This is a genomic window from Bacillus sp. FSL R9-9492, assembly GCF_038007365.1.
GTDB classification, from domain to species: Bacteria; Bacillota; Bacilli; order Bacillales; family Bacillaceae_G; genus Bacillus_A; species Bacillus_A mycoides.
The window spans coordinates 4,199,468-4,225,626 of sequence record NZ_JBBOXC010000001.1 but is presented as its reverse complement, the minus strand read 5'-3'; the positions used below and the strand labels follow the sequence as shown (position 1 = coordinate 4,225,626).

The following is a 26,159-nucleotide window of genomic DNA, read 5'->3' as shown; positions in this document are numbered from 1 at the left end:
GTGGATTTAGGAGGTTATGAAAAATGGCAGAAGTAAAAGAAAAGCGCCATGAAGAGCTTGGCTTAAGTGATGAGCAAGTATTAGAAATGTTCCGTACGATGTTACTTGCACGTAAAATTGACGAACGTATGTGGTTATTAAACCGTGCAGGTAAAATTCCATTCGTAATTTCTTGTCAAGGACAAGAGGCTGCACAAGTTGGAGCGGCGTTCGCTCTTGATAGAGAGAAAGATTATGCATTACCATACTACCGTGATATGGGTGTTGTACTAGCGTTTGGTATGACAGCTAAAGAGCTTATGTTGTCTGCTTTCGCAAAAGCTGGAGATCCAAACTCTGGTGGTCGTCAAATGCCTGGTCACTTCGGTCAAAAGAAAAATCGTATTGTTACAGGATCATCACCAGTAACAACGCAAGTACCACATGCAGTTGGTATTGCACTAGCTGGAAAAATGGAGAAGAAAGATTTAGTAACGTTCGTTACATTCGGAGAAGGCTCTTCAAACCAAGGTGACTTCCATGAAGGAGCAAACTTTGCTGGTGTACACAAACTACCTGTTATTTTCATGTGTGAAAATAATAAATACGCAATCTCTATTCCAGTTGAAAAACAATTAGCATGTAAAAACGTATCAGACCGTGCAATTGGTTACGGTATGCCTGGATATACAATAGACGGAAACGATCCGCTTGCAGTATATAAAGCTGTAAAAGAGGCAGCAGACCGCGGCCGTCGTGGTGAAGGCCCAACTTTAATTGAAACAGTATCATATCGTTTAACAGCACATTCTAGTGACGACGATGATCGTGTTTATCGTGATAAAGAAGAAGTAGAAGAAGCAAAGAAAAAAGATTCAATTATAACATTTGCAGCTTATTTAAAAGAAGCTGGCGTGTTGACTGAGGAATTTGAAAAACAAATGTTAGACGAAATTATGCATATCGTAAATGAAGCAACAGAATATGCAGAAAATGCTCCGTATGCAGCACCTGAAGATGCATTGAAGCACGTATACGCAGAATAGGGGGGAACGTTTCATGGCTGTAATGTCTTATATTGATGCTATTACATTAGCAATGCGCGAAGAAATGGAACGCGATGAGAAAGTATTCGTTTTAGGTGAAGATGTTGGTAAAAAAGGTGGCGTATTTAAAGCGACACACGGATTATATGATCAATTTGGTGAAGATCGTGCGCTTGATGCACCGCTTGCAGAATCTGCAATTGCTGGGGTAGCAATTGGTGCGGCAATGTATGGTATGCGTCCAATCGCTGAAATGCAGTTTGCTGATTTCATCATGCCAGCAGTAAACCAAATTGTTTCTGAGGCAGCAAAAATTCGTTATCGTTCTAACAACGATTGGACTTGTCCAGTTACAATTCGTGCGCCATTTGGCGGCGGTGTTCACGGTGCATTGTATCATTCACAATCTGTAGAAGCGATGTTTGCAAACCAACCAGGTTTAAAAATTGTTATCCCTTCTACACCATATGATGCAAAAGGCTTATTAAAAGCTGCAATTCGTGATGAAGATCCAGTATTATTCTTTGAGCATAAGCGTGCATATCGCTTAATTAAAGGTGAAGTGCCAGAAGATGACTATGTATTACCAATCGGAAAAGCAGATGTAAAACGCGAAGGTGATGATATTACTGTTATCACTTACGGATTATGTGTTCACTTTGCTCTTCAAGCAGCTGAGAAGTTAGCACAAGATGGAATCTCTGCACACATTCTTGATTTAAGAACGGTATATCCGTTAGATAAAGAAGCAATCATTGAAGCGGCTTCTAAAACAGGTAAAGTTCTTCTTGTAACAGAAGACAATAAAGAAGGAAGTATTATAAGTGAAGTGGCAGCAATTATTGCTGAAAACTGTCTGTTTGATTTAGATGCGCCAATCGCACGTCTTGCAGGTCCAGACGTTCCAGCAATGCCATATGCACCAACAATGGAAAAATTCTTTATGGTAAATCCAGATAAAGTTGAAAAAGCAATGCGTGAACTTGCGGAATTTTAATCGGGGGGACTATACATGGCTGTAGAAAATATCACAATGCCTCAGCTCGGGGAGAGCGTTACAGAGGGTACAATTAGTAAATGGCTCGTTAATGTTGGCGATCACGTAAACAAGTATGATCCGCTTGCAGAAGTAATGACTGATAAAGTAAATGCTGAAGTACCATCTTCTTTCACTGGTATTGTGAAAGAATTAATCGCTGGTGAAGGTGAGACGTTAGCTGTAGGTGAAGTAGTTTGTGTTATTCAAGTAGAAGGCGCAGATGAAGTAGCAGCGACAGCTGTTGAGGAAAAAACGAAAGAAGAACCAAAGGCAGAAGTAGCTACGCCTGAAAAAGCACCGAAAGCAAAACAACCAACTGATGGAAAACCACGTTTTTCACCAGCTGTTTTAAAACTTGCGGGTGAGCATAATGTTGATTTAGATTTAGTAGAAGGTACGGGAGCAAATGGCCGTATCACTCGTAAAGATATTTTAAAGCTAGTGGAATCTGGAAATATTCCGCAAGCAGGTGCGAAGAAAGAGGAAGCGGTAGCAGCAGCAGTAGTAGAAGCGCGTCCAGAAGCACCAAAAGCAGCGCCAGTAGCACAAAAAGTAGAAGCTGCAAAACCAGTTTCTGTACCAACAATGCCTGGCGATATCGAAATTCCAGTAACAGGTGTGCGTAAAGCAATTGCAGCGAACATGTTACGTAGTAAACACGAAGCGCCACATGCTTGGATGATGATTGAAGTAGATGTGACAAACCTTGTGTCATACCGTAATTCAATTAAAGGTGATTTCAAAAAGCGCGAAGGTTTTAATTTAACGTTCTTTGCTTTCTTCGTAAAAGCAGTAGCACAAGCGTTAAAAGAGTATCCTCAAATCAATTCAATGTGGGCTGGCGATAAGATCGTTCAGAAGAAAGATATTAACCTTTCTATCGCTGTTGCAACAGAGGACGAACTATTTGTACCAGTAATTAAACACGCGGATGAGAAGACGATTAAAGGTATCGCTCGTGAAATTACAGAGCTTGCAGGAAAAGTACGTACGAAATCGTTAAAAGCGGACGAAATGCAAGGCGGAACATTTACAATTAATAACACAGGATCATTCGGTTCTGTTCAATCTATGGGTATTATTAATTACCCACAAGCGGCTATTTTACAAGTTGAATCAATTGTAAAACGCCCAGTAATTATGGATAACGGTATGTTCGGTGCTCGCGACATGGTTAACTTATGTTTATCACTTGACCACCGTGTACTAGATGGCCTAATTTGTGGTAAGTTCTTAGGACGTGTAAAAGAAATTCTAGAAAATACGTCAGAAAATAATACATCTGTATATTAATAAAAAGCTCGCTTATGCGAGCTTTTTATCATCTTATTTCTTCATCTACATCCTACTATATGTATAATATCTTTCCCAGTAATCTTACAATGAACGATTATGTATTAGGAATTTATGAAAATACATTGCTGATATATGGTATATGGATATAAAATAAGAAAAGAATAATTTTTTTGGCAAATCTTACTGATGAAACTGTAGTATAATATATTGTATTGTATGAAAAAGAGAGTTATTCTATATAAGTGTTTTATAGATAATGTGTAATCAGTCGTCAAAACATGAAGAATGTTGACTCCTGGTTTTTTATTTTGCTGTAACAATGTTTCAGGAGGATGTCATGAAAAGAAGTACCGAGTTTCTAAAAAGTTTAGATGTAAAATTAATATTAATTTTGTTAGCATTATGTGTTACGAGTATAGCTGCTATATATAGCAGTCAGCAAACTGGCCAATATGGAGAGGCAAACTTTGCGATGAAACAGGGTTTGAACTACATAATTGGAGTTGTATTGTTATTGCTTGTTGCAAGCATCGACTTAGATCAATTACAAAAATTGTCTTGGCCACTTTATATCGTCGGATTTGGTTCACTTATTCTTTTGAAAATACTACCGGTTTCCACTTTCACACCTGAAAAATTAGGTGCAAAAAGATGGTTTGTATTTCCGTTAGTTGGACAAATTCAACCATCTGAGTTTTTCAAAATTTCATTGCTTCTCGTAGTAGCAAGTATAGCAGTGAAACATAATGCACAGTATATGGCAAGGACATTCCAAACGGATTTACAATTAGTAGGTAAAATTGTGCTTGTATCCCTTCCGCCCATGGCTGTTGTATATAGCCAACCGGATACAGGGATGGTGTTCTTATATGCTGCTGCAATTGCATGTATTTTATTTATGTCAGGTATTCAGAAGAAATTGATAGCGTTATGTACAGTTATTCCAGTCACCATATTATCGGCGTTAATATTTATTTACGTAAGGTATGAGGATTTCTTCTTTAATAAGTTAGTTACGTTACTAAAACCTCACCAACAATCACGTATTTTAGGTTGGTTAGATCCATTTGAACATACAGATCAAGGTTATCAAACACAGCAATCGATTTTAGCTGTAGGTAGTGGTGGTATGGAAGGGAAAGGATTTGGCGAAGGGAACGTCTATATCCCTGAGAAGCATACTGACTTTATTTTCGCTACAATTGCCGAAGAAGGTGGATTTATCGTAGCCGCGTTAGTTGTGTTCTTGTTCCTATTACTGCTATATCGAACAATTATTATCGGTTATTCTGCTGATAATTTATTCGGTACATTATTATGTGCTGGGTCTATTGGTATATTAACAGTTCAAATATTCCAAAATATTGGTATGATCGTCGGATTAATGCCTGTAAAAGGGATTGCATTACCTTTCTTATCGTATGGGGGAAGTTCCTTATTCTCGAATATGATTATGATGGGGCTCATATTGTCCGTACGGAAAACGTATAAAAAATATATGTTTTCAGTTAAGTAAAAAAGCTAGTTCGTGTAAAAACGAACTAGCTTTTTTACATATATGCTCTTAAACGTTGCAAACTAAAACAGAATAGCAGTTTGAGACGGGTAAGGAGTGCAAAGTGATGCATATGCATATTTTTGAAGGGGCACGGCATCTTTCTAATAGTGAATGGGTTATTCGGGCTATCATAGCATACATATTTTTAATATTAGTTGCGAAAGCGATGGGACAAAGGTCCATCGCACAACTTCGTTTTTTAGATGTCGTATTAGTATTATTGCTTGGTGGGAATATTTCTAATGCGCTATCTGATGAAAAGGTCGGATTACTCGGTTCAATGATTACAACTTTTATACTAGTTGTACTTCATATTATAAGCTCTGTTTTAATGTTGAAATGGGATAGATGGAGACGCTTTTTAGAGCCTGCACCTATTATTCTTATACACAATGGTGCCATTGATTTTAGCAATTTGAAAAAGGCGAGAATTACGGCGGAATATTTATTTTCGGAACTTCGCATGCGAAATGTGAGCGATATTCAAACGATTAAATTAGCATTATGGGAAGCAAGTGGTGTTGTTTCTATATTTCAGTATCCAGAATATGAAGCAGTTTCTCGGCTTGATCTTAAAGTGGCGGGGAAAAAATCTCCAGTTGCTTTTATTTTAGTGAAGGATGGAAGAATTCAGCAGGACGTTCTCGCTTTAGTAGGAAAAACAGAAGAGTGGGCGAAAGAGTTTTTAGAGAAGAATGCAGAAATTGAATCCATTATGTTAGCTACAGTAGATGAAGCACATAAAATAAATATTTTGTTAAAAAAATGAAAAATATACGCATTTTGTCGTTTCATACATATGATACAATAGTGTGGACAACGAAAAAATGGGGGGTGTTTCCATGGGATATGTAGAGGAATTACGAAAAGTAGTTGGTCATCGCCCTTTAATTTTAGTTGGTGCTGTTGTACTCGTTATAAATGAAAGTGGATATGTATTATTACAGCAAAGAACAGAGCCGTACGGAAAATGGGGGTTGCCTGGCGGGCTAATGGAGCTTGGTGAATCACCAGAAGAAACAGCTTACCGTGAAGTATATGAAGAGACAGGAATAGAAGTAAAGAACCTCCGATTAATCAATGTATTTTCTGGAGCGAACTATTTTTCAAAATTAACAAACGGTGATGAGTTTCAATCCGTAACGACAGCCTATTATACCGATAAATACGAAGGGAATTTTGTTATGAATAAAGAAGAAGCGGTTCAGCTTACATTCTTCCCGGTAACAGAGCTACCTGATTATATTGTAGGATCGCATAAAAAAATGATTGCGGAATATATGAAAATTATGGAAAATAATATATAATAATATTGGAAGAAATACAAAAACACAGTTCTGGTCGGTAGTCCAGACACATGATTTCATGTCAGTAACCTTCCCCTCCGGGATGTCCTGTATTTCTAATTTTTTAAAAGGAGGGGCTGTCAATGGATTTGACAGTATATCACGATGGTCAATTTTTCGTAGGAATTATTACGCATAAAGAAAAAGGAAAATTGTATGGAGCAAGGTATATTTTTGGAATGGAACCTTCAGATGAAGAAGTACTTATATTTGTGAATGGTCCAATGTTAGCATATTTCCAGCACGTTGCAAAATGCGGTGTGGAAGTGAAAGAAAAACAGCGTCCCAAAAATATAAAACGTATCATACGACAAGCGGCAAAAGAAGTAAATGTAAAACGTTTTACAAAGGCGCAAGAAGCAATTAGTTTATCTTATGAACTGCATAAACAAGAACAGAAAGTGCAATCTAAGGAGAAACGGGAAGCTGAAAAGCAGAGAAAACGTTTTATAAAAGTACAAAAAGCAAAGCAAAAACATCGTGGTCATTAAAGAAAAGGTGTTAGATCAGGGCTCTAACACCTTTTCTATGCCTAAATACAAGTAAACTTACTTGTATTTCATAAACATTAACTGGTAAGATACAAATAGGTAGAATTAGAGGAGGGAAAAGATTGATTAACTTTAACTTTTTTATGAATGATGTTGTCCGTCAAGCGCGTGAAGAGATTGTCTCTGCGGGATATACAGAATTGACGACACCAGAAGCAGTCGAAGAAGCATTTAAAAGAAATGGTACAACACTTGTAATGGTAAACTCTGTATGTGGTTGTGCAGGTGGCATTGCTCGTCCTGCTGCTGCACATTCCGTACATTATGATAAACGCCCTAACCACCTTGTAACGGTATTTGCGGGTCAAGATAAAGAAGCAACAGCAAGAGCTCGTGAATATTTTGAAGGATATCCACCTTCATCTCCATCATTTGCGTTATTGAAAGATGGAAAAATTGTAACGATGGTAGAACGTCATGAAATTGAAGGTCATGAACCAATGCAAGTAATTGCAAAACTACAATCTTATTTCGAAGATAATTGCGAAGAACTATAAGGAAGAGAAAAAGGCGGTACGTCCACGATCAAGTGGGTGTACCGCCTTTTTTATTTAGTTTTTAAAATAATTAAATATGCAGGAAGTTTTTATTTTATGCATATTTTTATGCATTAACAACAGCTTTAATGCTGTTTTTGTATTTATTTTTATTTTAAATATTGCATAAAAATGAAAGTGCTGATACAATACAAACATCGAATAAATATTCTATTAAACTTTTAAATATACATTATTAGGGGGAAGAAAGATGAAGAAGTTATTATCAATATCATTTGCACTTATTTTAATTGTAAGTATGTTCAGTGCTTGTAGTAATGGGGAAGAAAAGGCGAATGGCGAAAATAAAAAAGTACTCGTTATGGGGACTTCAGCAGACTATAAACCGTATGAATACGTGGAAGCTTCAAAAAGTGATGAAATTATCGGCTTTGATGTTGATATTGCCAAATATATCGGAAAAGAACTTGGGTACGAAGTGAAAGTGAAAGACATGGATTTCGGCGGATTATTAGCATCTCTTAATTCAGGAAAAGTTGATTTCGTTATGGCAGGTATGACGCCAACTGCAGAGCGTAAAAATAATGCTGATTTCACAGATATTTATTTTGTTGCTAAAAATATGATCGTTTCAAAAAACGGCTCTAATATTAAATCGTTAGAAGATTTAAAAGGGAAAAAAGTAGGGGTACAAACAGGGTCAATTCAAGAAGAAAAGGCAAAAGAATTTCAGAAACAAGTCGATTTCAAAGCTGAGGGACGTGACCGTATACCAGAAATCGTACAAGAAATTAAAGCTGGTCGTTTTGACGCTGCAATTATAGAAGACACAGTTGCAAAAAATTATTTAGAAAAAATGAAAGAACTACAAGGAATTGAAATTCAAGAAGCACCAGAAGAAGTAGGTGCAGCAATTGCTCTTCCGAAAAATAGTGATAAAACAGAAGAATTTAATAAAGTAATTAAGAAAATGCAAGAAAATGGAGAAATGGATAAATTAGTGAAGAAATGGTTTGGCAGCGGAAAATAAGCTGCCTTTCACTTTTCTGTGAGGGGAATGAAAAGGATGAATCTAGATTTTTCGGCAATTACGCCTTCAATACCATATATATTAAAGGGATTAGAAGTTACATTGAAAATTGTAGCTACATCAGCTGTGGTAGGATTTATTTTAGGAACGTTATTAGCACTTTGCAAAATTGCTAGAATACGAGTATTAAATATTGCAGCAGATATTTATACGTCAATATTTCGTGGCACACCGCTAGTATTACAATTAATGATTATTTATTTCGGTGTTCCGCAAATGATGGGTTATGAGATACCAGCCTTTTTAGCAGCTGTACTTGCATTTAGCTTAAATTCAGGTGCATATATGTCAGAAGTAATTCGTGCCGGCATTCAAGCAGTCGATAAAGGACAAACAGAAGCAGCAATGGCTTTAGGTATTCCGTACAGTAAAATGATGAGAAATATTATTTTTCCTCAAGCTTTAAAAAATATATTACCAGCACTTGTGAATGAGTTTGCGACACTTACGAAAGAGTCGGCTGTAGTAACCGTAATAGGAGCGACTGATTTAATGCGCCGTGCTTATATTGTAGGTGGTGAAACATTTAAATATCTTGAGCCATTACTTTTTGTTGGACTTATTTATTATATATTAGTAATTATTCTTACATTAGTCGGGAAAGCCATTGAAGGGAGAATGAAGAAAAGTGATTAAAATTGACAACCTTCATAAATCATTTGGGAAAAATGAAGTATTAAAAGGAATTACAACAACGATTGAGAAAGGAGAGGTTGTTGCAATTATTGGACCGTCTGGATCTGGAAAGTCAACGTTTTTACGCTGTATGAATGTATTGGAAGCGCCGACAGATGGTCACATTTGGATTGGAACGGAAGAAGTAACGAATCCGAAAACAAATATTATGCACGTTCGTGAAAATGTCGGAATGGTATTTCAACATTTTCACTTATTCCCTCATATGACTGTATTAGAAAATATTACGTATGCTCCTATCAATGTAAAAGAAGTAACGAAGCAAGAAGCTGAAAAAAAAGCTGAGAAACTTCTAGAAAAAGTGGGGTTATTAGATAAGAAAGATGCATATCCAAATCGTCTTTCAGGAGGACAAAAGCAACGTGTAGCAATTGCAAGAGCGTTAGCGATGGAACCGGAAGTTATGTTATTTGATGAACCTACCTCTGCGCTAGATCCAGAAATGGTGAAAGAAGTGTTAGAAGTTATGAAATCATTAGTTACGACAGGAATGACGATGGCAATCGTTACACATGAAATGGGATTTGCAAAAGAAGTAGCAGACCGTGTTCTCTTTTTAGATGGTGGAAAGCTCGTAGAAGATAGTAATCCGGAAGAGTTTTTTACAGCACCAAAAAGTGACCGTGCAAAAGAATTTTTGCAAAAGATATTGTAATATGTGAAGGGTACGTGAATAATAGGTAGAAAAGGATGACATTGCGTCATCCTTTTTTTATACTATTTTTAAATACATTTATACATATAGGAGTAATGATATGTTTAAAATTGGATATAGAACAGTGAAAACAGCGCTTGGAACGGGAGCGGCAGTTTTTATTGCTCAGTTATTAGGATTAGAATTTTATAGTTCAGCTGGTATTTTAGTCATTTTATGTGTGCAAAATACGAAACGAAAATCCGTTCAAGTATCGTTGCACCGTTTTTTAGCTTGTGTATTATCAATGGTATTTGCGTTTTGTATTTTTGAAACGATTGGTTATACACCACTTGCGATTAGCGTATTACTGCTTACCTTTATTCCAACTGCAGTTATGTGCAAAATTCAAGAAGGGATTGTCACGAGTTCGGTTATCGTTATGCATCTGTATTCATTAAAGCAAATTACATGGTCTATAGTTGGTAATGAAATTGCTATATTAACGATTGGAATTAGTGTCGCTTTATTAGTAAACATGTACATGCCAAGCAGTGAGAATAAACTGAAAGAGTATCAAGGAAAAATAGAAGAGCATTTCAGAACGATTTTGTTTGAAATGGTCGTTTATTTACGGAATCGAGATAGTAATTGGAGTGGGGCCGAATTAATTGAAACAGAAATGATGCTGAAAGAAGCGAAAGATTTATCATTTAAAAAACTTGAGAATGAATTTATGCGTGAAGATGACTATTATTATCGGTATTTTGATATGCGTATGCAACAATTTGAAATTTTGGAGCGCATGATACCATTAGCTGCATCACTATCTTGGACGTATGAACAAGCTGATATGATTGCAGACGTAATTGAAAATATAGGGAATTCTATTCGACCTGAAAGTACAGGGGTCATTTCGTTAAGACAACTTCAAGAAATGCGAGAAGTATTTAGAGAAATGCCTTTACCAGTCTCGCGAGAAGAATTTGAAATACGTGCAAAACTTGTTCAACTTGTTTATGAGATGGAGCAATATTTACTCATTAAAAGTCGTTTTAAGGGAAAGGATAATATAAAAGAACTTATTTAGAAGGTAGGAACTATATATGCCGTATCTTCTTTCTTTATTATTATGTCTTTCTCTATCACCGATCTGGCCTCTTGGTGATAACCCACGTGCTGGAGATCCTTTTATAATTGTAAATAAAGCAACGAATAAACTAGCTTACATCGATGATGGGAAGATCCAAAAGGTTTTTCCAGTAGCGACAGGGAAAACAAATGAATTAACCCCAGAAGGAACCTTTGACATTGTATTGAAGGCGAAGGATCCCTATTATATTGCGAAGGATATTCCTGGGGGCTCTCCCAAAAATCCACTTGGATCGAGATGGATGGGATTTAATGCAAGAGGCACGGATGGAAGTAAGTATGGGATACACGGGACAAACCAACCTAGTTCAATTGGAAAATATATTTCGCAAGGATGTATAAGAATGAAGAAACATGATGTGGAATATTTGTTTGATCGTATTCCAATTGGAACGAAAGTATCGATTGTGAAATCGAAAAAAACATTTCAGCAATTGGCGAAGGAAAAAGGGGCCATAGTATTTGGAAAAGTCAACGAAACGGTTGGCTTTTTCTTTTATTATAAGTTGTCTTGACATGTGTACATAACCATGCGTTAATGAGAATATATAAAGATAATTGAGTAAAGGGGTTGCTCATATGTATTTAAATCCAAAAATTTCTTACATGCAGTTTTGTGTTGGTTTTCTATTTGTTATTACATTCATATTGGCAACTTTTAATATATGTTCTTACGTTGTAGCGATCGTATTTATGGCATTACTCAATCTTACTTTTGTTATTGGGGCATTTCAGCAGAAACAATATACAAGTTTTGTAATAGCACTTGTAATGGCCTTTTCCTTTAGCATTGTAGCAATTGTAATATATATAAAATAAAATGTTCATTACAAGATAGACTATCTCGATTTCGAGATGGTCTATTTTGTATGTGTAAGCAGTAAAAAAAGGACGAGTGAATCGTCCTTTTTACCAAAACATACTTGCGCCAGTAAGTAATGTTGTTACAAGCATAGAAATTAGCATTATATAAACCATAATTTTTTGAGCTTTTTTATGCATCGTTAAACCTCCTTGCAAATCAGTACAATTTCATTGTAACGAGAAATGAAATTGTGGACAAGGGGAGAGAAAGGACAAAATTCGGGAAGGGGGTGCAAAATATTACAGGAAATTTGAGCATACGTAGAGAATATGTTAAAAGATAGATTATTAATTTTTTTTTTTGCAAGCTGAAGAATGGAGATACAATGATGAAAATATACGAGACAGATCGTTTACATTTAAGAGAAATTGATGAGTCGTATGCGGAAAAAGTTCTTCAATATTACGACAAAAATCGTGAATTTTTAAAAGCGTGGGAAGAGTATAGACCGGAGGGGTTTTTCACGTTAGATTATCAAAAGAAAAAGTTACAAAAGGATAGAAAAGAGTTCGCGGAAGGCAAGATTATCAGGCTTTGGATTTTTAAAAAGGGTGATGATACAAAAATTATTGGATGTATTTCATTTAATCTAATTGTTCGCGGAATTTATCAATCTTGTGTACTCGGTTATAAATTAGATAAGGAAGAATTGAATAAAGGTTACACAACAGAAGCGCTTAGAAAAGCAATTCAAGTTACCTTTGAAGAATTTCATTTACATCGTATAGAAGCACCAATTATGCCACGAAATTTAGCATCTATACAAGTAGTGACGAAGATAGGATTTCAATATGAAGGTGTATCTCGAAAAATGCTAATGGTAAATGGCATCTGGGAAGATCATATGCGCTGGGTATTGTTAAACGAGTAATAGAAGGCAGATGGGTATCTAGATGTGTTAACCATCTGTTTTTTGTCTTGTATTTCGAAACTTTTGCGAAATTCTGTTATAATTAATGTTGTTACATACATAATGGTAGTGCAGGAGGCGCAGTCTTATGATTAATCAAGAACGTTTAGTAAATGAATTTATGGAGTTAGTACAAGTAGATTCTGAAACAAAATTTGAAGCAGAAATTTGCAAAGTGTTAACAGAGAAATTTACTGCTTTAGGTGTAGAAGTATTTGAGGATGACACGATGGGTGTGACTGGTCATGGTGCAGGTAACTTAATTTGTACTTTACCAGCAACAAAAGACGGTGTTGATACAATTTATTTCACTTCTCATATGGATACAGTAGTTCCTGGTAATGGAATTAAGCCTTCTATTAAAGATGGATATATCGTATCAGATGGTACTACAATTTTAGGAGCCGATGACAAAGCTGGATTAGCATCTATGTTTGAAGCAATTCGTGTCTTAAAAGAGAAAAACATTCCTCATGGTAAAATTGAATTTATTATTACAGTTGGAGAAGAATCTGGTCTTATTGGCGCAAAAGCGTTAGATCGCGAGCGCATTACAGCAAAATATGGTTATGCATTAGATAGTGATGGAAAAGTTGGTGAAATTGTAGTTGCAGCGCCAACACAAGCGAAAGTGAATGCGATTATTCGCGGGAAAACAGCTCATGCTGGCGTAGCACCAGAAAAAGGTGTATCTGCAATTACTATCGCAGCAAAAGCAATCGCAAAGATGCCACTTGGTCGTATCGATTCTGAAACAACTGCAAATATTGGACGTTTTGAAGGTGGTACACAAACAAATATCGTTTGCGATCATGTTCAAATCTTTGCAGAAGCTCGTTCTTTAATAAATGAGAAAATGGAAGCACAAGTTGCAAAAATGAAAGAAGCATTTGAAACAACTGCAAAAGAAATGGGTGGTCATGCAGACGTTGAAGTAAACGTTATGTATCCAGGATTTAAGTTTGCTGCTGGCGATCACGTTGTAGAAGTTGCGAAACGTGCAGCTGAAAACATTGGTCGTACGCCTTCTCTTCACCAAAGTGGTGGCGGAAGTGATGCGAACGTAATCGCAGGACATGGTATCCCAACAGTTAACTTAGCAGTTGGTTATGAAGAAATTCATACAACAAATGAAAAAATTCCTGTTGAAGAATTAGCGAAAACAGCAGAATTAGTTGTAGCTATTATCGAAGAAGTAGCGAAGTAAGTAATAAAGTCAAAAAGACGTGTGAACCAATTATGGTTTACACGTCTTTTTTTATTTTGATTCAATTGCTTTCACAAGGCGGATAAGCCAATATAGGAAAATCCATGGCAGTATATAGGTTGTTACGATACTTAGTAAGCGTGGAAGGAGCCCTGCTACGTTTATATCAAAAATAGGAAGTAATAAATAATTAATTAAGAGGACTAATATAATAATGAGAAATGTATAGTTGAGTTTACTATTTGATTTCACAATAGATCACCCCTTTTACAATAATATCCATATTTAATATAAAGTATAGCAAAAATAAGGATAAAAAAAAGAATAAGGATAAAAAGAATAAGTAATTATTATATTGTACATGAATTTGATATAATGAAAGAACAAACGTTCTTTGGAAGGGGTGAGTATAATGCGAGAAATGTATCCGAAAAATGGACGTGTTATTTTACATGTAGATATGAATTGTTTTTTCGCATCTGTTGAAATTGCTCATGACCCATCATTACAAGGAAAGCCATTAGCGATTGCGGGGAATGAAAAAGAGAGAAAAGGGATTATCATAACATGTAGTTATGAGGCGAGAGAATATGGAATACGTACGACGATGCCTCTATGGGAAGCGAAGCGATTATGCCCGCAATTAGTTGTGAGGCACCCTAATTTTACATTATATCGAGAAGCTTCATTTCAAATGTTTCAAATTCTTTCCCGTTTTACAGAACAAATACAACCGTTTTCTATAGATGAAGGGTATTTAGATATTACAGATTGCTATGCGCTCGGTTCGCCTCTTGAAATAGCGAAGATGATTCAACAAGCGTTACTAACAGAGTTACAGCTTCCATGTAGCATTGGGATTGCCCCAAACCTTTTCCTAGCAAAGACTGCTTCAGATATGAAAAAACCTCTTGGAATTACAGTACTTCGAAAACGTGATATCCCAGAAATTATTTGGCCACGATCAGTTGCAGAGATGCATGGAATCGGAGAGAAAACAGCTGAAAAACTAAAAGACATTCATATACATACAATTGAACAGTTAGCAAAAGGAGACGAGCATATCATTCGCGCTAAAATTGGAAAGCACGGTGTTGATTTACAAAAACGTGCAAAAGGTATGGATGACAGGGAAGTTGATCCGAATCAAATGGGACAACATAAAAGCGTTGGAAATTCGATGACTTTCTCAAAGGATATGGACGAAGAAAAAGAATTACTTGATATGTTAGAAAGATTATCGAAATCAGTAAGCAAAAGGCTACAAAAACGAACTCTCGTTAGTTATAACATTCAAATTATGATTAAATACCATGATCGTCGCACGGTAACACGGAGTAAACAATTGAAAAATGCAATATGGGAAGAACGGGTTATTTTCCAAGCAGCATCACGTTTATGGAAGCAACACTGGGATGGTGATTCTGTTCGTCTGTTAGGTGTTACAGCTACTGAATTAGAGTGGAAGACAGAATCAGTGAAACAGTTAGATTTGTTTTCATTCGAAGAAGATGCGAAAGAAGAGCCGTTACTTGCTGTTATTGATCAAATTAATGAAAAGTATGGAACACCTCTTTTACAGAGAGGTAGTCAATTATTGCGTAAGCAAGAAAAGTCGTTTCAGCAAAAATTAGAAAATAAATTTATGTAGAAGGTGGCATGAAGCAGTAAATATCATGCCACCTTTCATATTTAACTCGCTTCCAAATCTAATGAAGTCTTCCAACCAGCGGCAGTAACGCCAGATTCTAATAACATTCTACTTACTATTTTCTCAATTAAGACGGTTGTATTTGTATTGCAATGTAATGTAGCTCGTATAGATACTTTTTGGTTAGAATCAACGTCTTCACTATACAATTCCTTTAAACCGATACCTTCTGAACTTACCATGTGCATAAGAGAATCTTAAAAGTGTTTTTATACTTTTTTGCCTTAAAGGATTTGCTAAAATCTAAAATGCCAATAGAACCTCTTTCGGGGCTCTATTGGCATTTGTAGATTGATAACGTATATTTTTCATATTTGCACCACAGTAGGAATATTTTCTTTGTTTAATAGTAAGAGCAAGGTTATATATTACAAACCATCTGATGGAAAAGGTGATTTCATCTCATTCCAGAAATCAACAAGCAAATTAGGCTTTTAATTATTAGGTAAATCTAATATGTATTTTATTTTCTTACCATTTTTTTCGCCTAGATATACTAACTTCACCGGTGTACTAAGTGCAACACCCCAGCTTTCTCTCATTTTCATTGTTACAATGCCTTTATGATTTTCTAAACTCTCCCATGAAACTATTGTTTTCCTTGTACTCTCATTAAACATTCCATTCGTCTTGTTAACACCTTTTAAAGGTGCTAATATATGCAAATCTGTAAAAATTGTTTGTTCCGTTTGCGTGTTATTTGTTGCCTCAATATCAAAAACATAATGAACTTCTTTATTTCCGTTATCATCAATTACTTGTTTCTTCTTGAAAGAATTAATGCTAAATTTAAATATATCTGTATTAAATGATTGACCTAGATTAATATTCTCTGATTTCACAATATAAGATTCATTTAAATTATTTACTACCTGATATCTCCAACATGCCCCTAATATAAAAAATGTACAAATAATCATAAAAACATATCGTTTTTTATTCATATCTTTCTCCCTCTACATCTCTGAAGATAGTGATACTTTACCATTTTCAACTAGGAATATTCTGTCTGCAATTAAATTTAATGTTTCACTATCATGACTCGCAACTAATATAGTTGTACCTGTAGACTTTAAATCTAATAAGATTTTAGTTATATCCCTAATTCCATTTTCATCTAAAGCGTTTGTAGGCTCATCTAAAATTAATAACTTAGGATCTTCCATAATTGCTTGTGCTATACCCAATCTTTGTTTCATTCCAAGTGAATATTTTTTTACTTTTCTTTTATCTTCTGGATTTAATCCTACGAGCTCCATTGTTTCACTAATTGTTTTATCCGTTATTTTATTTTGAATAGAAGCTAATAGTTTTAAGTTTTTAAATCCTGTATAGTCTGGAATGAATCCTGGATATTCAATGATAATGCCTGTATTTTCAGGAAACGGATGATCAATACCAATTATTTTTTTATCTATTAATATTTCACCACTATCTATTTTCATCAATCCTAATAAAGCTCTAAAAAGCATTGTTTTACCTGAACCATTTCTCCCTTTAAAACCATAAATCTTTCCCTTTTCTAATTCAAAATTAACATCATTTAAAATAATATTACCTTTTAGCATTTTAGAAACGTGCTTGGCCTCAATGTATATCATCAGAATCATCCTTTCTATTAACAAATTCAAATGTTTTCCCTACCCAATAACCACTTATCCATAGAAAAAAAGTGCACAAAAGAAAATAGGAAATAGAATATAGAAAATGTTCATTATTAACGTAAAATAAACTCTTACGGATTAACATACTATCGAATGGATTACATATAACCGGTATAAATATAGTTATGGTAATAATCACTATAATCAATATATATGAAATAACACTTTTGAATTTAGTAGACACAATTAAATAAACCCAAACTAATAAGGAAGATGTTATTAGTTGTAAAGTAAAGCTTTTTATAACAAAAATGGTTTCTTTTAAATGATTATAAATTTTAGGATTAATATTTTCTGTATATATCCCCCAGTTAAATTGATAAGAACAAAAAATACCTCCCCAGAAGAACACGGCAATATAAAATAATAAAGTTATACAAATAGTTAGTATACCTGTACTAATAAATTTGCTAAACAATACTTGATACCTAGACACTTTCCTTGCTAAAAGATACGGTGTCTGTTGTATAAAATCAGCTCTTACATAAGTACCTAATATAAAACAATAAGATAATTGTAATATAAGCCATGTTACTGGAAGCTGGAATCGCCCCATTTCAACTTCTTTAAAAGATATCCCTTTTAGTAATTCATATAAAACATCAAGAATTGTTATAGCATTTGAAGGCAGTTCTCTATACAGGGCTGATTGCTTTAATAAAAATACCTCTCCCAAAACCAACACACTATAAATAATAAATGATATTATAAATCTTAATTTCATAATATGAATGCTTAATATTAAATCCCTTTTTACCAATTTATAAAAAATACTATTTTTCATCATAATTAATCACTTCCGTTATATAAGTCCATCCGATGTAAACAAATATTCAATATAGCAAATGAAATACTAATAATCCCTAACATAAAACCCAATTTCATCAAGATTATATCTATTAGAAACCAATCTTTTTCTTGGAAAATCAAACCTTTTGACCAAAATAAAGAGAAATTATATTTTTTTTCTAACAACTGATCTATCGTAATAAGGAAGTAAATAGTAAAAATACAAATAGCTTTATTTTTAATGAAAAAAACTAGTATTTGTGCAAAAATGCATATTGCTACAGTTACTAGCCATAACGATACTATAAAATATGTAATTACTAACCAATTTGAAGATGGGAGCAACCAAATCACTATTTTTTCTTTCACAATAAAAAAATTAATTCCTACAATTAACAGATAGATACTTGAATAGATGATTGTTAGACTTACAATTTTTATGATTAAATGAAAACAATATGATTGACGAGTGTTATGTCTAAAATACATATAAACATTCTTATCCGTATAATTAAATGAATAGAAAAAAAGCAACAATAATGGAAGATAACTAAATAACACTATTTTCATATCTCTTGAAGTACTAAGAAATGAAAACAAAGAATCATTAGATAAAAAGTAAAATGATCTAATGAGGTGAATAGACACACCAACTATAAGAAATAAAATATTAATCACAAATAACCCTCGTTTTTGAAACAACTCTAATAAATACATTTTTAAAAGGTTATAAAATAACATGTCTTTTTACTCCTCTTAAAAATAAAATTATCGATAAAATAAAAATCCCTATTAACACTAAAATAGAAACAATAATATTGGCTCCATGATATATATGGGATTCAGATAAGAAATATATAGGAGCGAGGGGCATAGGATAAAATAAATTAATTATCATTAAAAAAAGTTGTAATAAAAAAGCACTTAATAAAGTTACAAAAGTATGCTTGGCATAAAAGGACATACTAAGAGAAAACAAAGCAAATGCTCCTCCATAAACAAAAGCAATAACTGTATATAACATCATATGAATAAAAGGATGAGTGAAATAAATGTTAATAAAAAAGGTCGCTCGCTCATACATCCCTATATTGGAATTTAAAACTTCGTCAGGATTTACATTTGGAAGAAACATAAATGATAAAAAAATGTTTAAAATCAATGGAATAATAACAACAAAGCCACCGATAAAAAAGGTTTTACTAAACAGCTTAAGAAAATACATTTTATAATTACTTCTTATAATTACAAACAAAAAAGATCCATTTTTTTTATCTTCCTGAAAGATCGATGAACTAGGTGAACTTGCAATAACTGGAAGTATAAAGAAAAATAAAAAGGAAGGTGTTACAATACTATTAATTCCCATCCAAGTTGTATATGGAGTGAAGATAACATCCTTTTTATCGGCTAGTGGAATTACATAATATAATATATATACACAAGATAAGGCTATTCCTAACATAAGCGAAAAATAAAAATTCCTATTATTCATTCTTTCATTAAAATAAGTACCCATGTTTCACCTCTTAAAAATACAAATATACTCCTCGTAACATTTAAAATATGTAATGTTACGAGGAAAGGCTTACAAGAATATAAAGTATTATATTTATAAGTTCATTTTTTTATATAATTATTTACGAATACTATCCGGGCTCCAAACACCGCTTGCTGTACCCTCAGCCCATCTTCTGGTATCAATTTTAACCTTGATACCAGAATTATATTTCTCAACTGCTAAATTGTATAAGAATTCTTCTTGACCATCACGCATTTTGTATGAATGACCATCCGAAACATCAGTACCATCTTTTAATGCAGCCCAGGCATTGAAATATCCATCTAATCCCGACATGTTGTCTACCCTCATATAATAAGCCGTTTTATTATATTTAGGTTGAGATGGTGTTTCATCATTAGGACTGTAAACACGATATACATTTGACCAGGGTCTATCTTCATGATTAGACTTTGCTGCTGCTGATGCTGCAAAGCTTGACAAGGCAATTCCTGCCGTTAAAGTTAGAACTGTTATTTTTTTCATTTTTTCTCCTCCTATTCTTTTACTTGTAAGCCCTTAAAAAATATAGCACACTAAATAAAATAAAATATACAGATTTACTAATATTAATATTTCTTTAATATTAGCTATAACTTTTTAACAAATATCTTGTAAAACATATCATTACACAAAGTTTTTCAAGCAATAACAATTGTTTTACTTATAGATATTAAATAAAGAAAAGATATTTACAAAAAAGATACAATATAGTTGTTTCAATTGCGCTACAAGCAAAAGGATTATTTAATAAATCAAGTGAAAAGATAATTTTAGATGAATTTGATCGGAGTATGTATACAGATTTTCGGACAGAAGATGATTGTTTGTTAAGTAAGTATAAATAAAAAAGCACTGTAACCAGTGCTTTTTATTATAGATTATGAGATTGTAGGATTTTCAAAAATAACAATTTCTGAGTTACTTGTTGTTGAAACGCGTTGTGCGTAATATGTTAAAGCTGAAGAAATATATGTTGGTAACGTCTCATTTGTATGTGATGTTGTATATTCATGGATTAATTCTTTTAAAGTCGTCCATTCTAATTGTGCTGGGTGATCAGAAACGAAAGAACTTACCCAGCGATCAAATGAAGATGAAAAATCAGTTTGTAAACGAAATACTTCTTTCATAATAAAACGCTCCCTTAAAATGTAGTACAATCATTTTACCACAAAATACGAACGATAGATAAATTTTTTAAGTATAATGTTCGTGTTATATAGTTGTCTAGATGATTGGTTATACAAATTCAATTTGCCATTTGAAATAACATTCCGTAAGATGAAAGATAGATTATATAAAGAGCTGGAGGAAAGAAAGTGGAATTTGTATTTTTAGGGACTGGTGCAGGTGTTCCTTCAAAAGGAAGGAATGTTTCAGCAATTGCTTTGCAGTTGTTAGAAGAACGAGGACAGACTTGGTTATTTGACTGTGGCGAGGCGACGCAACATCAAATACTACATACGTCTGTACGTCCACGCCGCATTGAAAAAATATTTATTACGCATTTACATGGCGATCATATTTTTGGATTGCCGGGTTTATTGGGTAGCCGTTCGTTTCAAGGTGGAACAACAAAATTAACAGTGTACGGACCAAAAGGAATTAAACAATTTATTGAAGTGGCATTATTAGTAAGTACGACACACGTTAAATATCCACTTGAAATCGTTGAGATTACGGAAGAAGGTATTGTGTTTGAGGATAATGAATTTTGTGTAGAAACAAAAAGGTTATCACATGGAATTGAATGCTTCGGATATCGAATTGTAGAGAAAGATATACAGGGAGCTCTTTTAGTGGATAAGTTACTGGGAATGGGTGTGAAACCTGGTCCAGTTTTTAAACGCTTAAAAGATGGTGAAGTAGTTGAATTAGAGAATGGCACAGTGTTAGATGGAAAAGATTTTATTGGCCCACCTCAAAAAGGAAGAGTTATTACAATTTTAGGCGATACACGATATTGCGAAGCGAGTAGAGAGCTTGCGCAAGATGCTGACGTACTTGTTCATGAAGCGACTTTTGCGGCAGAAGATGAACAACAAGCGTATGATTATTTTCATTCCACATCTAAGCAAGCTGCGAGTATTGCACTTCAGGCAAATGCAAAACGCTTAATATTGACTCATATTAGTTCTCGTTATCAAGGAGATACATATAAGGAATTATTGAAAGAGGCAAGAGAGCTATTTTCTAATACAGAAATAGCTACGGATTTAAAATCATTTCCAGTAGAAAGATAATAATGTTGTGAAAAAATGGTGACGATAGGTTGCCATTTTTTTTATTTCTAAAAAAAATTAAAAATAAAACTGTTATCATTTTATTTTTATATAGGATGACACAGAAAGTTTTAATGATGTGAAGATATAGGATAAAAATACATAATACCGATTATTTAGAAAAACTGTTATATAAGTCAGACGACATACGAGTGGTACAAATAGCAAAAATGGATTTTTATTCAGAACTTTTAAAATTCATTAAAAGTAAGCGTTTTATTAAAAACAAGCTATAATGAGGGCAGATTATAATTTATTGTAGGCTACATGCGTTTTAGCCATTTGTCATAACAAGTGAAGTTGACTAAATCGTGAGAGAGCAACATGGAAATTATAATAGGAAGGATATTACTATTATTTGTACTAAGTCTTTTTTCCCTTTTTAGCTTTAAAATATCAAAAGGTATGAAAGCAATGGGAGTTTCACTTGTTTATGCTATGCTTGTAAGGGGTTCTGTGTTAAACTTTGGATTGCTACCAGACTTTATTGTGGACTATCTTATATTATTTTTAAATGCAGGTAATGCTAAGTTTCTTATTTATTATTATAACTGGTATTATTTCAGGATATATTGCTTCACTGTTATTCAAAAACTATCCAATTCTTACAGCGGAACAAATTCGTGGTACGACTGGAACAGCAACCGATTCGGTAGCTTAATAGAATAGTAAATAATTTTTTCATAGAGGTTTAGGGGGAGTTATGATGAAGTATCGCTCAGTGTTTGATATTATTGGTCCGGTTATGATTGGTCCATCAAGTTCACATACAGCAGGCGCGGCAAGAATGGGGCAAGTTGCTCGTCAGCTGTTTCGTCATGAACCAGAGAGAGTTAGCATTTCATTATATGGTTCATTTGCAAAAACATACCGTGGTCACGGTACGGATGTAGCGCTAATCGGTGGAATACTAGGATTTGAAACAGATGATTTACGTATTCCAAGTGCGTTAGATATTGCAAAAGAACGCGGGATTGAAGTGGAATTCATTGAAGAAGATGCAAATGCTCCGCATCCAAATACAGCGAAAATTCGTCTGTATAAAGGTGAAGAGGAAATTGAAGTTGTTGCTTGCTCAATTGGTGGCGGTAAAATTGAAGTTGTAGAATTAAACGGATTCGATCTTCAATTAACAGGCACGAGTCCAGCACTACTTATTGTAAATAACGATCGCTTTGGTGCTATCGCAGCTGTAGCTTCAATCCTTGCTAAGCATGAGATTAACATAAGTACAATGAGTGTTTCTCGTAAAGAAAAAGGAAGAAGAGCGCTTATGGTCATTGAAACAGATGAATTATTAGCAGATGAAGTAATTGCGGAAATAAATGGGCAACAAAATATTTGTCAAGTAACTATTATGGATTAATTGCAGGGGGGACACACCATGTTTCGGAACGCAGCGGAACTAGTGGCGCAAGCTAAAGAGCAAAATGTAAAAATCGCAGAAATTATGATTCAATGTGAAATGCAAACAAGAAATATCTCACGTGAAGAAGTAATTGCTGGAATGGAAAAGAACTTAGTCGTGATGGAACAAGCAGTAGAACGCGGTATTCGTGGTGTAAAATCACCGACTGGTTTAACTGGCGGGGATGCTGTGAAAGTCCAAGCGTATATGCAGAGTGGAAAAGGCTTATCTGGAGATACGATTTTGGACGCAGTGAGTAAAGCTGTTGCGACAAATGAAGTAAATGCGGCGATGGGAATTATTTGTGCAACACCAACAGCAGGATCTGCTGGAACAGTGCCAGGTGTACTGTTTGCACTGCAAGAAAAATTACAGCCGACACGCGAAGAAATGATTGAATTTTTATTTACAGCAGGAGCTTTCGGTATGGTTGTTGCGAATAATGCTTGTATTTCTGGCGCGGCAGGAGGTTGCCAAGCTGAAGTAGGTTCAGCAAGTGGAATGGCAGCTGCAGCAGCAGTTGAGATGGCTGGTGGAACACAAGATCAAGCAGCTACAGCGATGGCGATTTCATTAAAGAATATGCTTGGTTTAGTATGTGATCCTGTTGCAGGGCTTGTAGAAGTACCTTGTGTAAAACGTAATGCAGCAGGAGCTGCGAATGCCATGATTTCAGCTGATTTATCATTAGCTGGTGTAACTAGTACAATTCCATGTGATGAAGTCATTGAGGCGATGTTTAGAATTGGACAAACGATGCCAGTAGCACTTCGTGAAACAGCAGAAGGTGGCCTTGCAGCAACACCGACAGGTCGTCGTTTGCAAGAAGAGATTTTTGGTAAGAGTAATAACTAAAAGCATATCATATGATTAAAGTAAAAACGGAGCTCAAATAAAGTTGAGCTCCGTTTTTTATTTTTCTTTTGCTATTTCTTCTAATGTTTTTCCAAGATCGTGTGATCGTTTCGTTGCTTGTGTAATACATGAGATTAATGCTTGTTGAAAATTATGCTCCTTTAATACTTCAATACCTGCTTCAGTTGTTCCGCCAGGAGAAGTAATTTCTTTTCGCAAAATAGAAGGGTGTTTTTCGCTTGCTTTTAGCATTTCAGCAGAACCAATCATTGTCTGAAGAATAAGAGATTTTGCAACATCTTCTTTTAAACCAATTTTTTTTGCTGCCTCTTCCAGTGCCTCTACCACGTAATAAATATAAGCTGGTCCACTTCCAGATAATGCAGTGATAGCATGCATATCTTCTTCTTCTACAACGGAGACGAGACCAATCGTTTCAAATAAAGATGTTGCAGTGCGAATATGTTCCTCCGTTGTGTGTTCTGAAGGTGAGATAGCGGTAGCGGATTTTAAAATGGCTGCAGATGTATTTGGCATTGCACGAATAATCGGAACGTCTTTTTGAAGTAGGTTTCTAATTGAATGAGTAGAAACACCTGCTAATAATGAAATAATAAGCAAGTCATTATTTATGTATTCTTTAAGAGGAATAACCGCTTCTGCGACATCTTTTGGCTTCATAGCTAGAAAAAGAATATTTGCATCAGCAAGTAATTCCTTTTTATTATGTGTACCTTTGACACCGTATTTTTTATGTAACTCCTGTAATCTTGTCTCGTTAGAACGATTACTTACAGTGACCTGTTCTCCCTTAACAACATTTGCGTTTAATAAGCCACCAATAATCGCTTCGGCAATAGAGCCTGCACCGAGAAAGGAAATGTTTTGCATAGACATGATGTGCCTCCTTTAAATTTGGTTAGAAATACTTATAAATGTACATACATTCGTTTTTTTATGGAAAAGACCTCTTTTTATCTGAAAATAATGACAAATTTATAGGGAAGTTGTAAACTGAAGAGGTATTCATTTTTGAACCGGAAAAAGACAGGGGGGGGCTAAGCATGACGGCGATTCATCGAATGGAGATTCCTGTTCCATTTGCAGTTGAGACAGTGAATGTGTTTTTAGTTGAGGGAGAAACATTAACGTTAATTGATACAGGGACAAATACAGAAGAAGCAAAGAAAGCACTAGAAAGTCAATTAGGTGCATTAGGATATAAGATAGAAGATATTGAAACGGTAGTGATTACGCATCACCATGCGGATCATTGCGGACTTTTAAATACATTTTCTGAAAAAGTAAAGATTATCGGACATCCTTGGAATGAACCGTGGATTACACAGAATGCTGAATTTTTAAAGAGGTATCATGAATTTTTTAAAGAGACAGCCTTGCAGTTCGGCGTTCCAGCAGTATTTCTGAATGGTGAGGCGTTATTGACGACGAAGACACTTAAATATTCTTGTAATAGATCGTTAACACATACCGTGAGAGAGGGAGATCGTATAGATTCGTTACCTGGATTTACAGTGATTGAAACCCCGGGTCATGCTTCCACTCATATTTCATTATATAGAGAATCTGATGGAATATTAATTGGTGGGGATGCTCTCATTAGTCATATTTCTTCAAATCCAATATTAGAACCACCATATGAAGGGCAAACAGAAAGAGCGCATCCTTTATTGCAGTACAATCAAACGTTAAAACGTTTAAGTGAAATGAATATTTCACGGATTTTATCAGGGCATGGGGAAGATGTTCTGAATGTGAAACAACTTATTGAAACAAGATTACAAAAGCAAGAGACACGTGCTTTTAAAGTGCTTGAACTATTAAAGGAAAAGCCAATGACAGCATTTGAAGTGTGTGTAAAACTATTTCCGGTATTATATAAAGAGCAATTGCCACTTACTATCTCAGAAACTGTTGGACAATTAGACTTTTTAGCATATAATCAACAGGTGATGATTGATGAATCTTCACAACAATTGATTTATTATGCAAAGTAGGT

The 26,159-nt window shown here is 34.6% G+C and carries 32 protein-coding genes and 1 pseudogene; 22 read left to right on the top strand and 11 right to left on the bottom strand.

The window, feature by feature from the left end; translation table 11 throughout:
- Positions 1-23 precede the first annotated feature (23 nt).
- From bfmBAA to MKY70_RS21425, 14 genes are all read left to right on the top strand, one after another.
- Entirely contained in the window at positions 24-1,025 is a 1,002-nt protein-coding gene (bfmBAA, locus tag MKY70_RS21490) for a 3-methyl-2-oxobutanoate dehydrogenase subunit alpha (RefSeq protein WP_000852549.1), read from the top strand.
- A gap of 13 nt (positions 1,026-1,038) precedes the next feature.
- A complete protein-coding gene (bfmBAB, locus tag MKY70_RS21485) occupies positions 1,039-2,022 on the top strand; it encodes a 3-methyl-2-oxobutanoate dehydrogenase subunit beta (RefSeq protein ID WP_000290070.1) in 984 nt (327 codons plus the stop codon).
- A 15-nt stretch (positions 2,023-2,037) separates the two neighbouring features.
- Positions 2,038-3,357, top strand: coding sequence for a dihydrolipoamide acetyltransferase family protein (locus MKY70_RS21480; protein ID WP_088034315.1), 1,320 nt, complete (start codon positions 2,038-2,040; stop codon positions 3,355-3,357).
- A 340-nt stretch (positions 3,358-3,697) separates the two neighbouring features.
- On the top strand, positions 3,698-4,876 hold the full coding sequence (locus MKY70_RS21475; RefSeq protein WP_000831201.1) for an FtsW/RodA/SpoVE family cell cycle protein: 1,179 nt from the start codon (positions 3,698-3,700) through the stop codon (positions 4,874-4,876).
- 106 nt (positions 4,877-4,982) lie between these two features.
- Entirely contained in the window at positions 4,983-5,687 is a 705-nt protein-coding gene (locus MKY70_RS21470; protein WP_088034317.1) for a DUF421 domain-containing protein, read from the top strand.
- Between the two features lie 73 nt (positions 5,688-5,760).
- Complete coding sequence (locus MKY70_RS21465) at positions 5,761-6,225, top strand: NUDIX hydrolase (RefSeq protein WP_088034319.1); 465 nt, start codon at positions 5,761-5,763, stop codon at positions 6,223-6,225.
- A 122-nt stretch (positions 6,226-6,347) separates the two neighbouring features.
- A complete protein-coding gene (locus tag MKY70_RS21460) occupies positions 6,348-6,755 on the top strand; it encodes a YjdF family protein (RefSeq protein WP_088034321.1) in 408 nt (135 codons plus the stop codon).
- Between the two features lie 143 nt (positions 6,756-6,898).
- Positions 6,899-7,312: a BrxA/BrxB family bacilliredoxin gene (locus MKY70_RS21455; protein ID WP_002015097.1), complete on the top strand. Its 414-nt coding sequence runs from the start codon at positions 6,899-6,901 to the stop codon at positions 7,310-7,312.
- Between the two features lie 250 nt (positions 7,313-7,562).
- Positions 7,563-8,342: a transporter substrate-binding domain-containing protein gene (locus tag MKY70_RS21450; protein ID WP_044442658.1), complete on the top strand. Its 780-nt coding sequence runs from the start codon at positions 7,563-7,565 to the stop codon at positions 8,340-8,342.
- 36 nt (positions 8,343-8,378) lie between these two features.
- On the top strand, positions 8,379-9,038 hold the full coding sequence (locus MKY70_RS21445) for an amino acid ABC transporter permease (RefSeq protein WP_016100640.1): 660 nt from the start codon (positions 8,379-8,381) through the stop codon (positions 9,036-9,038).
- On the top strand, positions 9,031-9,753 hold the full coding sequence (locus MKY70_RS21440) for an amino acid ABC transporter ATP-binding protein (RefSeq protein ID WP_002088545.1): 723 nt from the start codon (positions 9,031-9,033) through the stop codon (positions 9,751-9,753). Before MKY70_RS21445 ends, MKY70_RS21440 begins: the two co-directional genes overlap by 8 nt.
- A gap of 100 nt (positions 9,754-9,853) precedes the next feature.
- The gene (locus tag MKY70_RS21435; protein WP_002033971.1) at positions 9,854-10,822 is read left to right on the top strand and encodes an aromatic acid exporter family protein; all 969 of its coding nucleotides are present in this window, start codon (positions 9,854-9,856) and stop codon (positions 10,820-10,822) included.
- 16 nt (positions 10,823-10,838) lie between these two features.
- Positions 10,839-11,399 carry a L,D-transpeptidase gene (locus tag MKY70_RS21430; protein WP_002015103.1) on the top strand — a complete coding sequence of 187 codons (561 nt, stop codon included), beginning with the start codon at positions 10,839-10,841 and terminating at the stop codon, positions 11,397-11,399.
- A gap of 64 nt (positions 11,400-11,463) precedes the next feature.
- A complete protein-coding gene (locus tag MKY70_RS21425) occupies positions 11,464-11,703 on the top strand; it encodes a DUF3894 domain-containing protein (protein WP_002088543.1) in 240 nt (79 codons plus the stop codon).
- Positions 11,704-11,793: 90 nt separating this feature from the next.
- Here MKY70_RS21425 and prli42 read toward each other — a convergent pair whose 3' ends face one another.
- Positions 11,794-11,886 carry a stressosome-associated protein Prli42 gene (gene prli42, locus MKY70_RS21420; protein WP_000549036.1) on the bottom strand — a complete coding sequence of 31 codons (93 nt, stop codon included), beginning with the start codon at positions 11,884-11,886 and terminating at the stop codon, positions 11,794-11,796.
- Positions 11,887-12,074: 188 nt separating this feature from the next.
- Here prli42 and MKY70_RS21415 point away from each other — a divergent pair, with 188 nt between their 5' ends.
- On the top strand, positions 12,075-12,620 hold the full coding sequence (locus tag MKY70_RS21415) for a GNAT family N-acetyltransferase (RefSeq protein ID WP_002015105.1): 546 nt from the start codon (positions 12,075-12,077) through the stop codon (positions 12,618-12,620).
- 127 nt (positions 12,621-12,747) lie between these two features.
- Positions 12,748-13,866, top strand: coding sequence for a tripeptidase T (locus MKY70_RS21410; RefSeq protein WP_002015107.1), 1,119 nt, complete (start codon positions 12,748-12,750; stop codon positions 13,864-13,866).
- Positions 13,867-13,917: 51 nt separating this feature from the next.
- On the opposite strand, the gene MKY70_RS21405 is transcribed toward MKY70_RS21410, so the two are convergent.
- Positions 13,918-14,118, bottom strand: a complete 201-nt coding sequence (locus MKY70_RS21405; RefSeq protein WP_002138267.1) for a hypothetical protein — start codon at positions 14,116-14,118, stop codon at positions 13,918-13,920.
- Between the two features lie 160 nt (positions 14,119-14,278).
- On the opposite strand from MKY70_RS21405, the gene MKY70_RS21400 reads away from it, so the two are divergent.
- Complete coding sequence (locus MKY70_RS21400) at positions 14,279-15,517, top strand: DNA polymerase IV (RefSeq protein WP_002033973.1); 1,239 nt, start codon at positions 14,279-14,281, stop codon at positions 15,515-15,517.
- Positions 15,518-15,558: 41 nt separating this feature from the next.
- Here MKY70_RS21400 and MKY70_RS21395 read toward each other — a convergent pair.
- From MKY70_RS21395 to MKY70_RS21360, 8 genes and pseudogenes are all read right to left on the bottom strand, one after another.
- Positions 15,559-15,768 (bottom strand): annotated as a pseudogene (locus tag MKY70_RS21395) (MgtC/SapB family protein); the annotation flags it as partial.
- A 243-nt stretch (positions 15,769-16,011) separates the two neighbouring features.
- Entirely contained in the window at positions 16,012-16,521 is a 510-nt protein-coding gene (locus MKY70_RS21390) for a hypothetical protein (RefSeq protein WP_088034326.1), read from the bottom strand.
- A 12-nt stretch (positions 16,522-16,533) separates the two neighbouring features.
- A complete protein-coding gene (locus MKY70_RS21385) occupies positions 16,534-17,178 on the bottom strand; it encodes an ATP-binding cassette domain-containing protein (RefSeq protein WP_002143084.1) in 645 nt (214 codons plus the stop codon).
- Positions 17,165-18,025: a hypothetical protein gene (locus MKY70_RS21380; protein ID WP_002192555.1), complete on the bottom strand. Its 861-nt coding sequence runs from the start codon at positions 18,023-18,025 to the stop codon at positions 17,165-17,167. The genes MKY70_RS21385 and MKY70_RS21380 overlap by 14 nt, the downstream gene beginning before the upstream one ends.
- A 5-nt stretch (positions 18,026-18,030) precedes the next feature.
- Entirely contained in the window at positions 18,031-18,384 is a 354-nt protein-coding gene (locus MKY70_RS21375) for a hypothetical protein (protein ID WP_253719104.1), read from the bottom strand.
- A 373-nt stretch (positions 18,385-18,757) separates the two neighbouring features.
- Entirely contained in the window at positions 18,758-19,549 is a 792-nt protein-coding gene (locus tag MKY70_RS21370; protein WP_341025665.1) for a hypothetical protein, read from the bottom strand.
- Between the two features lie 117 nt (positions 19,550-19,666).
- On the bottom strand, positions 19,667-20,077 hold the full coding sequence (locus MKY70_RS21365; protein ID WP_002033980.1) for a hypothetical protein: 411 nt from the start codon (positions 20,075-20,077) through the stop codon (positions 19,667-19,669).
- 395 nt (positions 20,078-20,472) lie between these two features.
- Complete coding sequence (locus tag MKY70_RS21360; protein WP_000665712.1) at positions 20,473-20,724, bottom strand: DUF3932 family protein; 252 nt, start codon at positions 20,722-20,724, stop codon at positions 20,473-20,475.
- Between the two features lie 189 nt (positions 20,725-20,913).
- Here MKY70_RS21360 and rnz point away from each other — a divergent pair, with 189 nt between their 5' ends.
- The 4 genes from rnz (at position 20,914) to sdaAA (ending at position 24,139) form a co-directional block, all read left to right on the top strand.
- Complete coding sequence (rnz, locus tag MKY70_RS21355) at positions 20,914-21,837, top strand: ribonuclease Z (protein WP_002014952.1); 924 nt, start codon at positions 20,914-20,916, stop codon at positions 21,835-21,837.
- A 553-nt stretch (positions 21,838-22,390) separates the two neighbouring features.
- Positions 22,391-22,537, top strand: coding sequence for a hypothetical protein (locus tag MKY70_RS21350; RefSeq protein ID WP_158080567.1), 147 nt, complete (start codon positions 22,391-22,393; stop codon positions 22,535-22,537).
- A 45-nt stretch (positions 22,538-22,582) separates the two neighbouring features.
- Positions 22,583-23,242, top strand: coding sequence for an L-serine ammonia-lyase, iron-sulfur-dependent subunit beta (gene sdaAB / locus MKY70_RS21345; protein ID WP_002088527.1), 660 nt, complete (start codon positions 22,583-22,585; stop codon positions 23,240-23,242).
- Positions 23,243-23,260: 18 nt separating this feature from the next.
- Entirely contained in the window at positions 23,261-24,139 is an 879-nt protein-coding gene (gene sdaAA / locus MKY70_RS21340) for an L-serine ammonia-lyase, iron-sulfur-dependent, subunit alpha (protein WP_002033842.1), read from the top strand.
- 57 nt (positions 24,140-24,196) lie between these two features.
- Here the strand turns inward: sdaAA and proI are convergent, their stop codons facing one another.
- Positions 24,197-25,036 (bottom strand): pyrroline-5-carboxylate reductase ProI, encoded by an 840-nt coding sequence (gene proI, locus MKY70_RS21335; RefSeq protein WP_341025663.1) that lies wholly within the window; start codon positions 25,034-25,036, stop codon positions 24,197-24,199.
- Positions 25,037-25,203: 167 nt separating this feature from the next.
- Here proI and MKY70_RS21330 point away from each other — a divergent pair, with 167 nt between their 5' ends.
- Positions 25,204-26,157 carry an MBL fold metallo-hydrolase gene (locus tag MKY70_RS21330; protein WP_002014957.1) on the top strand — a complete coding sequence of 318 codons (954 nt, stop codon included), beginning with the start codon at positions 25,204-25,206 and terminating at the stop codon, positions 26,155-26,157.
- The last annotated feature ends 2 nt before the right edge of the window (positions 26,158-26,159 follow it).

Bases quoted from the DNA above. Each gene is read 5' to 3' on its own strand.
- MKY70_RS21380 (WP_002192555.1), bottom strand. From the start codon at position 18,025: ATGAAAAATAGTATTTTTTATAAATTGGTAAAAAGGGATTTAATATTA.
- proI (WP_341025663.1), bottom strand. From the start codon at position 25,036: ATGTCTATGCAAAACATTTCCTTTCTCGGTGCAGGCTCTATTGCCGAA.
- MKY70_RS21425 (WP_002088543.1), top strand. From the start codon at position 11,464: ATGTATTTAAATCCAAAAATTTCTTACATGCAGTTTTGTGTTGGTTTT.
- bfmBAA (WP_000852549.1), top strand. From the start codon at position 24: ATGGCAGAAGTAAAAGAAAAGCGCCATGAAGAGCTTGGCTTAAGTGAT.
- MKY70_RS21360 (WP_000665712.1), bottom strand. From the start codon at position 20,724: ATGAAAGAAGTATTTCGTTTACAAACTGATTTTTCATCTTCATTTGAT.
- MKY70_RS21390 (WP_088034326.1), bottom strand. From the start codon at position 16,521: ATGAATAAAAAACGATATGTTTTTATGATTATTTGTACATTTTTTATA.
- MKY70_RS21465 (WP_088034319.1), top strand. From the start codon at position 5,761: ATGGGATATGTAGAGGAATTACGAAAAGTAGTTGGTCATCGCCCTTTA.
- bfmBAB (WP_000290070.1), top strand. From the start codon at position 1,039: ATGGCTGTAATGTCTTATATTGATGCTATTACATTAGCAATGCGCGAA.
- MKY70_RS21415 (WP_002015105.1), top strand. From the start codon at position 12,075: ATGATGAAAATATACGAGACAGATCGTTTACATTTAAGAGAAATTGAT.
- MKY70_RS21385 (WP_002143084.1), bottom strand. From the start codon at position 17,178: ATGATATACATTGAGGCCAAGCACGTTTCTAAAATGCTAAAAGGTAAT.
- MKY70_RS21450 (WP_044442658.1), top strand. From the start codon at position 7,563: ATGAAGAAGTTATTATCAATATCATTTGCACTTATTTTAATTGTAAGT.
- sdaAB (WP_002088527.1), top strand. From the start codon at position 22,583: ATGAAGTATCGCTCAGTGTTTGATATTATTGGTCCGGTTATGATTGGT.
- sdaAA (WP_002033842.1), top strand. From the start codon at position 23,261: ATGTTTCGGAACGCAGCGGAACTAGTGGCGCAAGCTAAAGAGCAAAAT.
- prli42 (WP_000549036.1), bottom strand. From the start codon at position 11,886: ATGCATAAAAAAGCTCAAAAAATTATGGTTTATATAATGCTAATTTCT.
- MKY70_RS21445 (WP_016100640.1), top strand. From the start codon at position 8,379: ATGAATCTAGATTTTTCGGCAATTACGCCTTCAATACCATATATATTA.
- MKY70_RS21460 (WP_088034321.1), top strand. From the start codon at position 6,348: ATGGATTTGACAGTATATCACGATGGTCAATTTTTCGTAGGAATTATT.
- MKY70_RS21365 (WP_002033980.1), bottom strand. From the start codon at position 20,077: ATGAAAAAAATAACAGTTCTAACTTTAACGGCAGGAATTGCCTTGTCA.
- MKY70_RS21475 (WP_000831201.1), top strand. From the start codon at position 3,698: ATGAAAAGAAGTACCGAGTTTCTAAAAAGTTTAGATGTAAAATTAATA.
- MKY70_RS21350 (WP_158080567.1), top strand. From the start codon at position 22,391: ATGCAGGTAATGCTAAGTTTCTTATTTATTATTATAACTGGTATTATT.
- MKY70_RS21410 (WP_002015107.1), top strand. From the start codon at position 12,748: ATGATTAATCAAGAACGTTTAGTAAATGAATTTATGGAGTTAGTACAA.
- MKY70_RS21455 (WP_002015097.1), top strand. From the start codon at position 6,899: ATGAATGATGTTGTCCGTCAAGCGCGTGAAGAGATTGTCTCTGCGGGA.
- MKY70_RS21330 (WP_002014957.1), top strand. From the start codon at position 25,204: ATGACGGCGATTCATCGAATGGAGATTCCTGTTCCATTTGCAGTTGAG.
- MKY70_RS21370 (WP_341025665.1), bottom strand. From the start codon at position 19,549: ATGGGTACTTATTTTAATGAAAGAATGAATAATAGGAATTTTTATTTT.
- MKY70_RS21470 (WP_088034317.1), top strand. From the start codon at position 4,983: ATGCATATGCATATTTTTGAAGGGGCACGGCATCTTTCTAATAGTGAA.
- MKY70_RS21480 (WP_088034315.1), top strand. From the start codon at position 2,038: ATGGCTGTAGAAAATATCACAATGCCTCAGCTCGGGGAGAGCGTTACA.
- MKY70_RS21430 (WP_002015103.1), top strand. From the start codon at position 10,839: ATGCCGTATCTTCTTTCTTTATTATTATGTCTTTCTCTATCACCGATC.
- MKY70_RS21400 (WP_002033973.1), top strand. From the start codon at position 14,279: ATGCGAGAAATGTATCCGAAAAATGGACGTGTTATTTTACATGTAGAT.
- MKY70_RS21435 (WP_002033971.1), top strand. From the start codon at position 9,854: ATGTTTAAAATTGGATATAGAACAGTGAAAACAGCGCTTGGAACGGGA.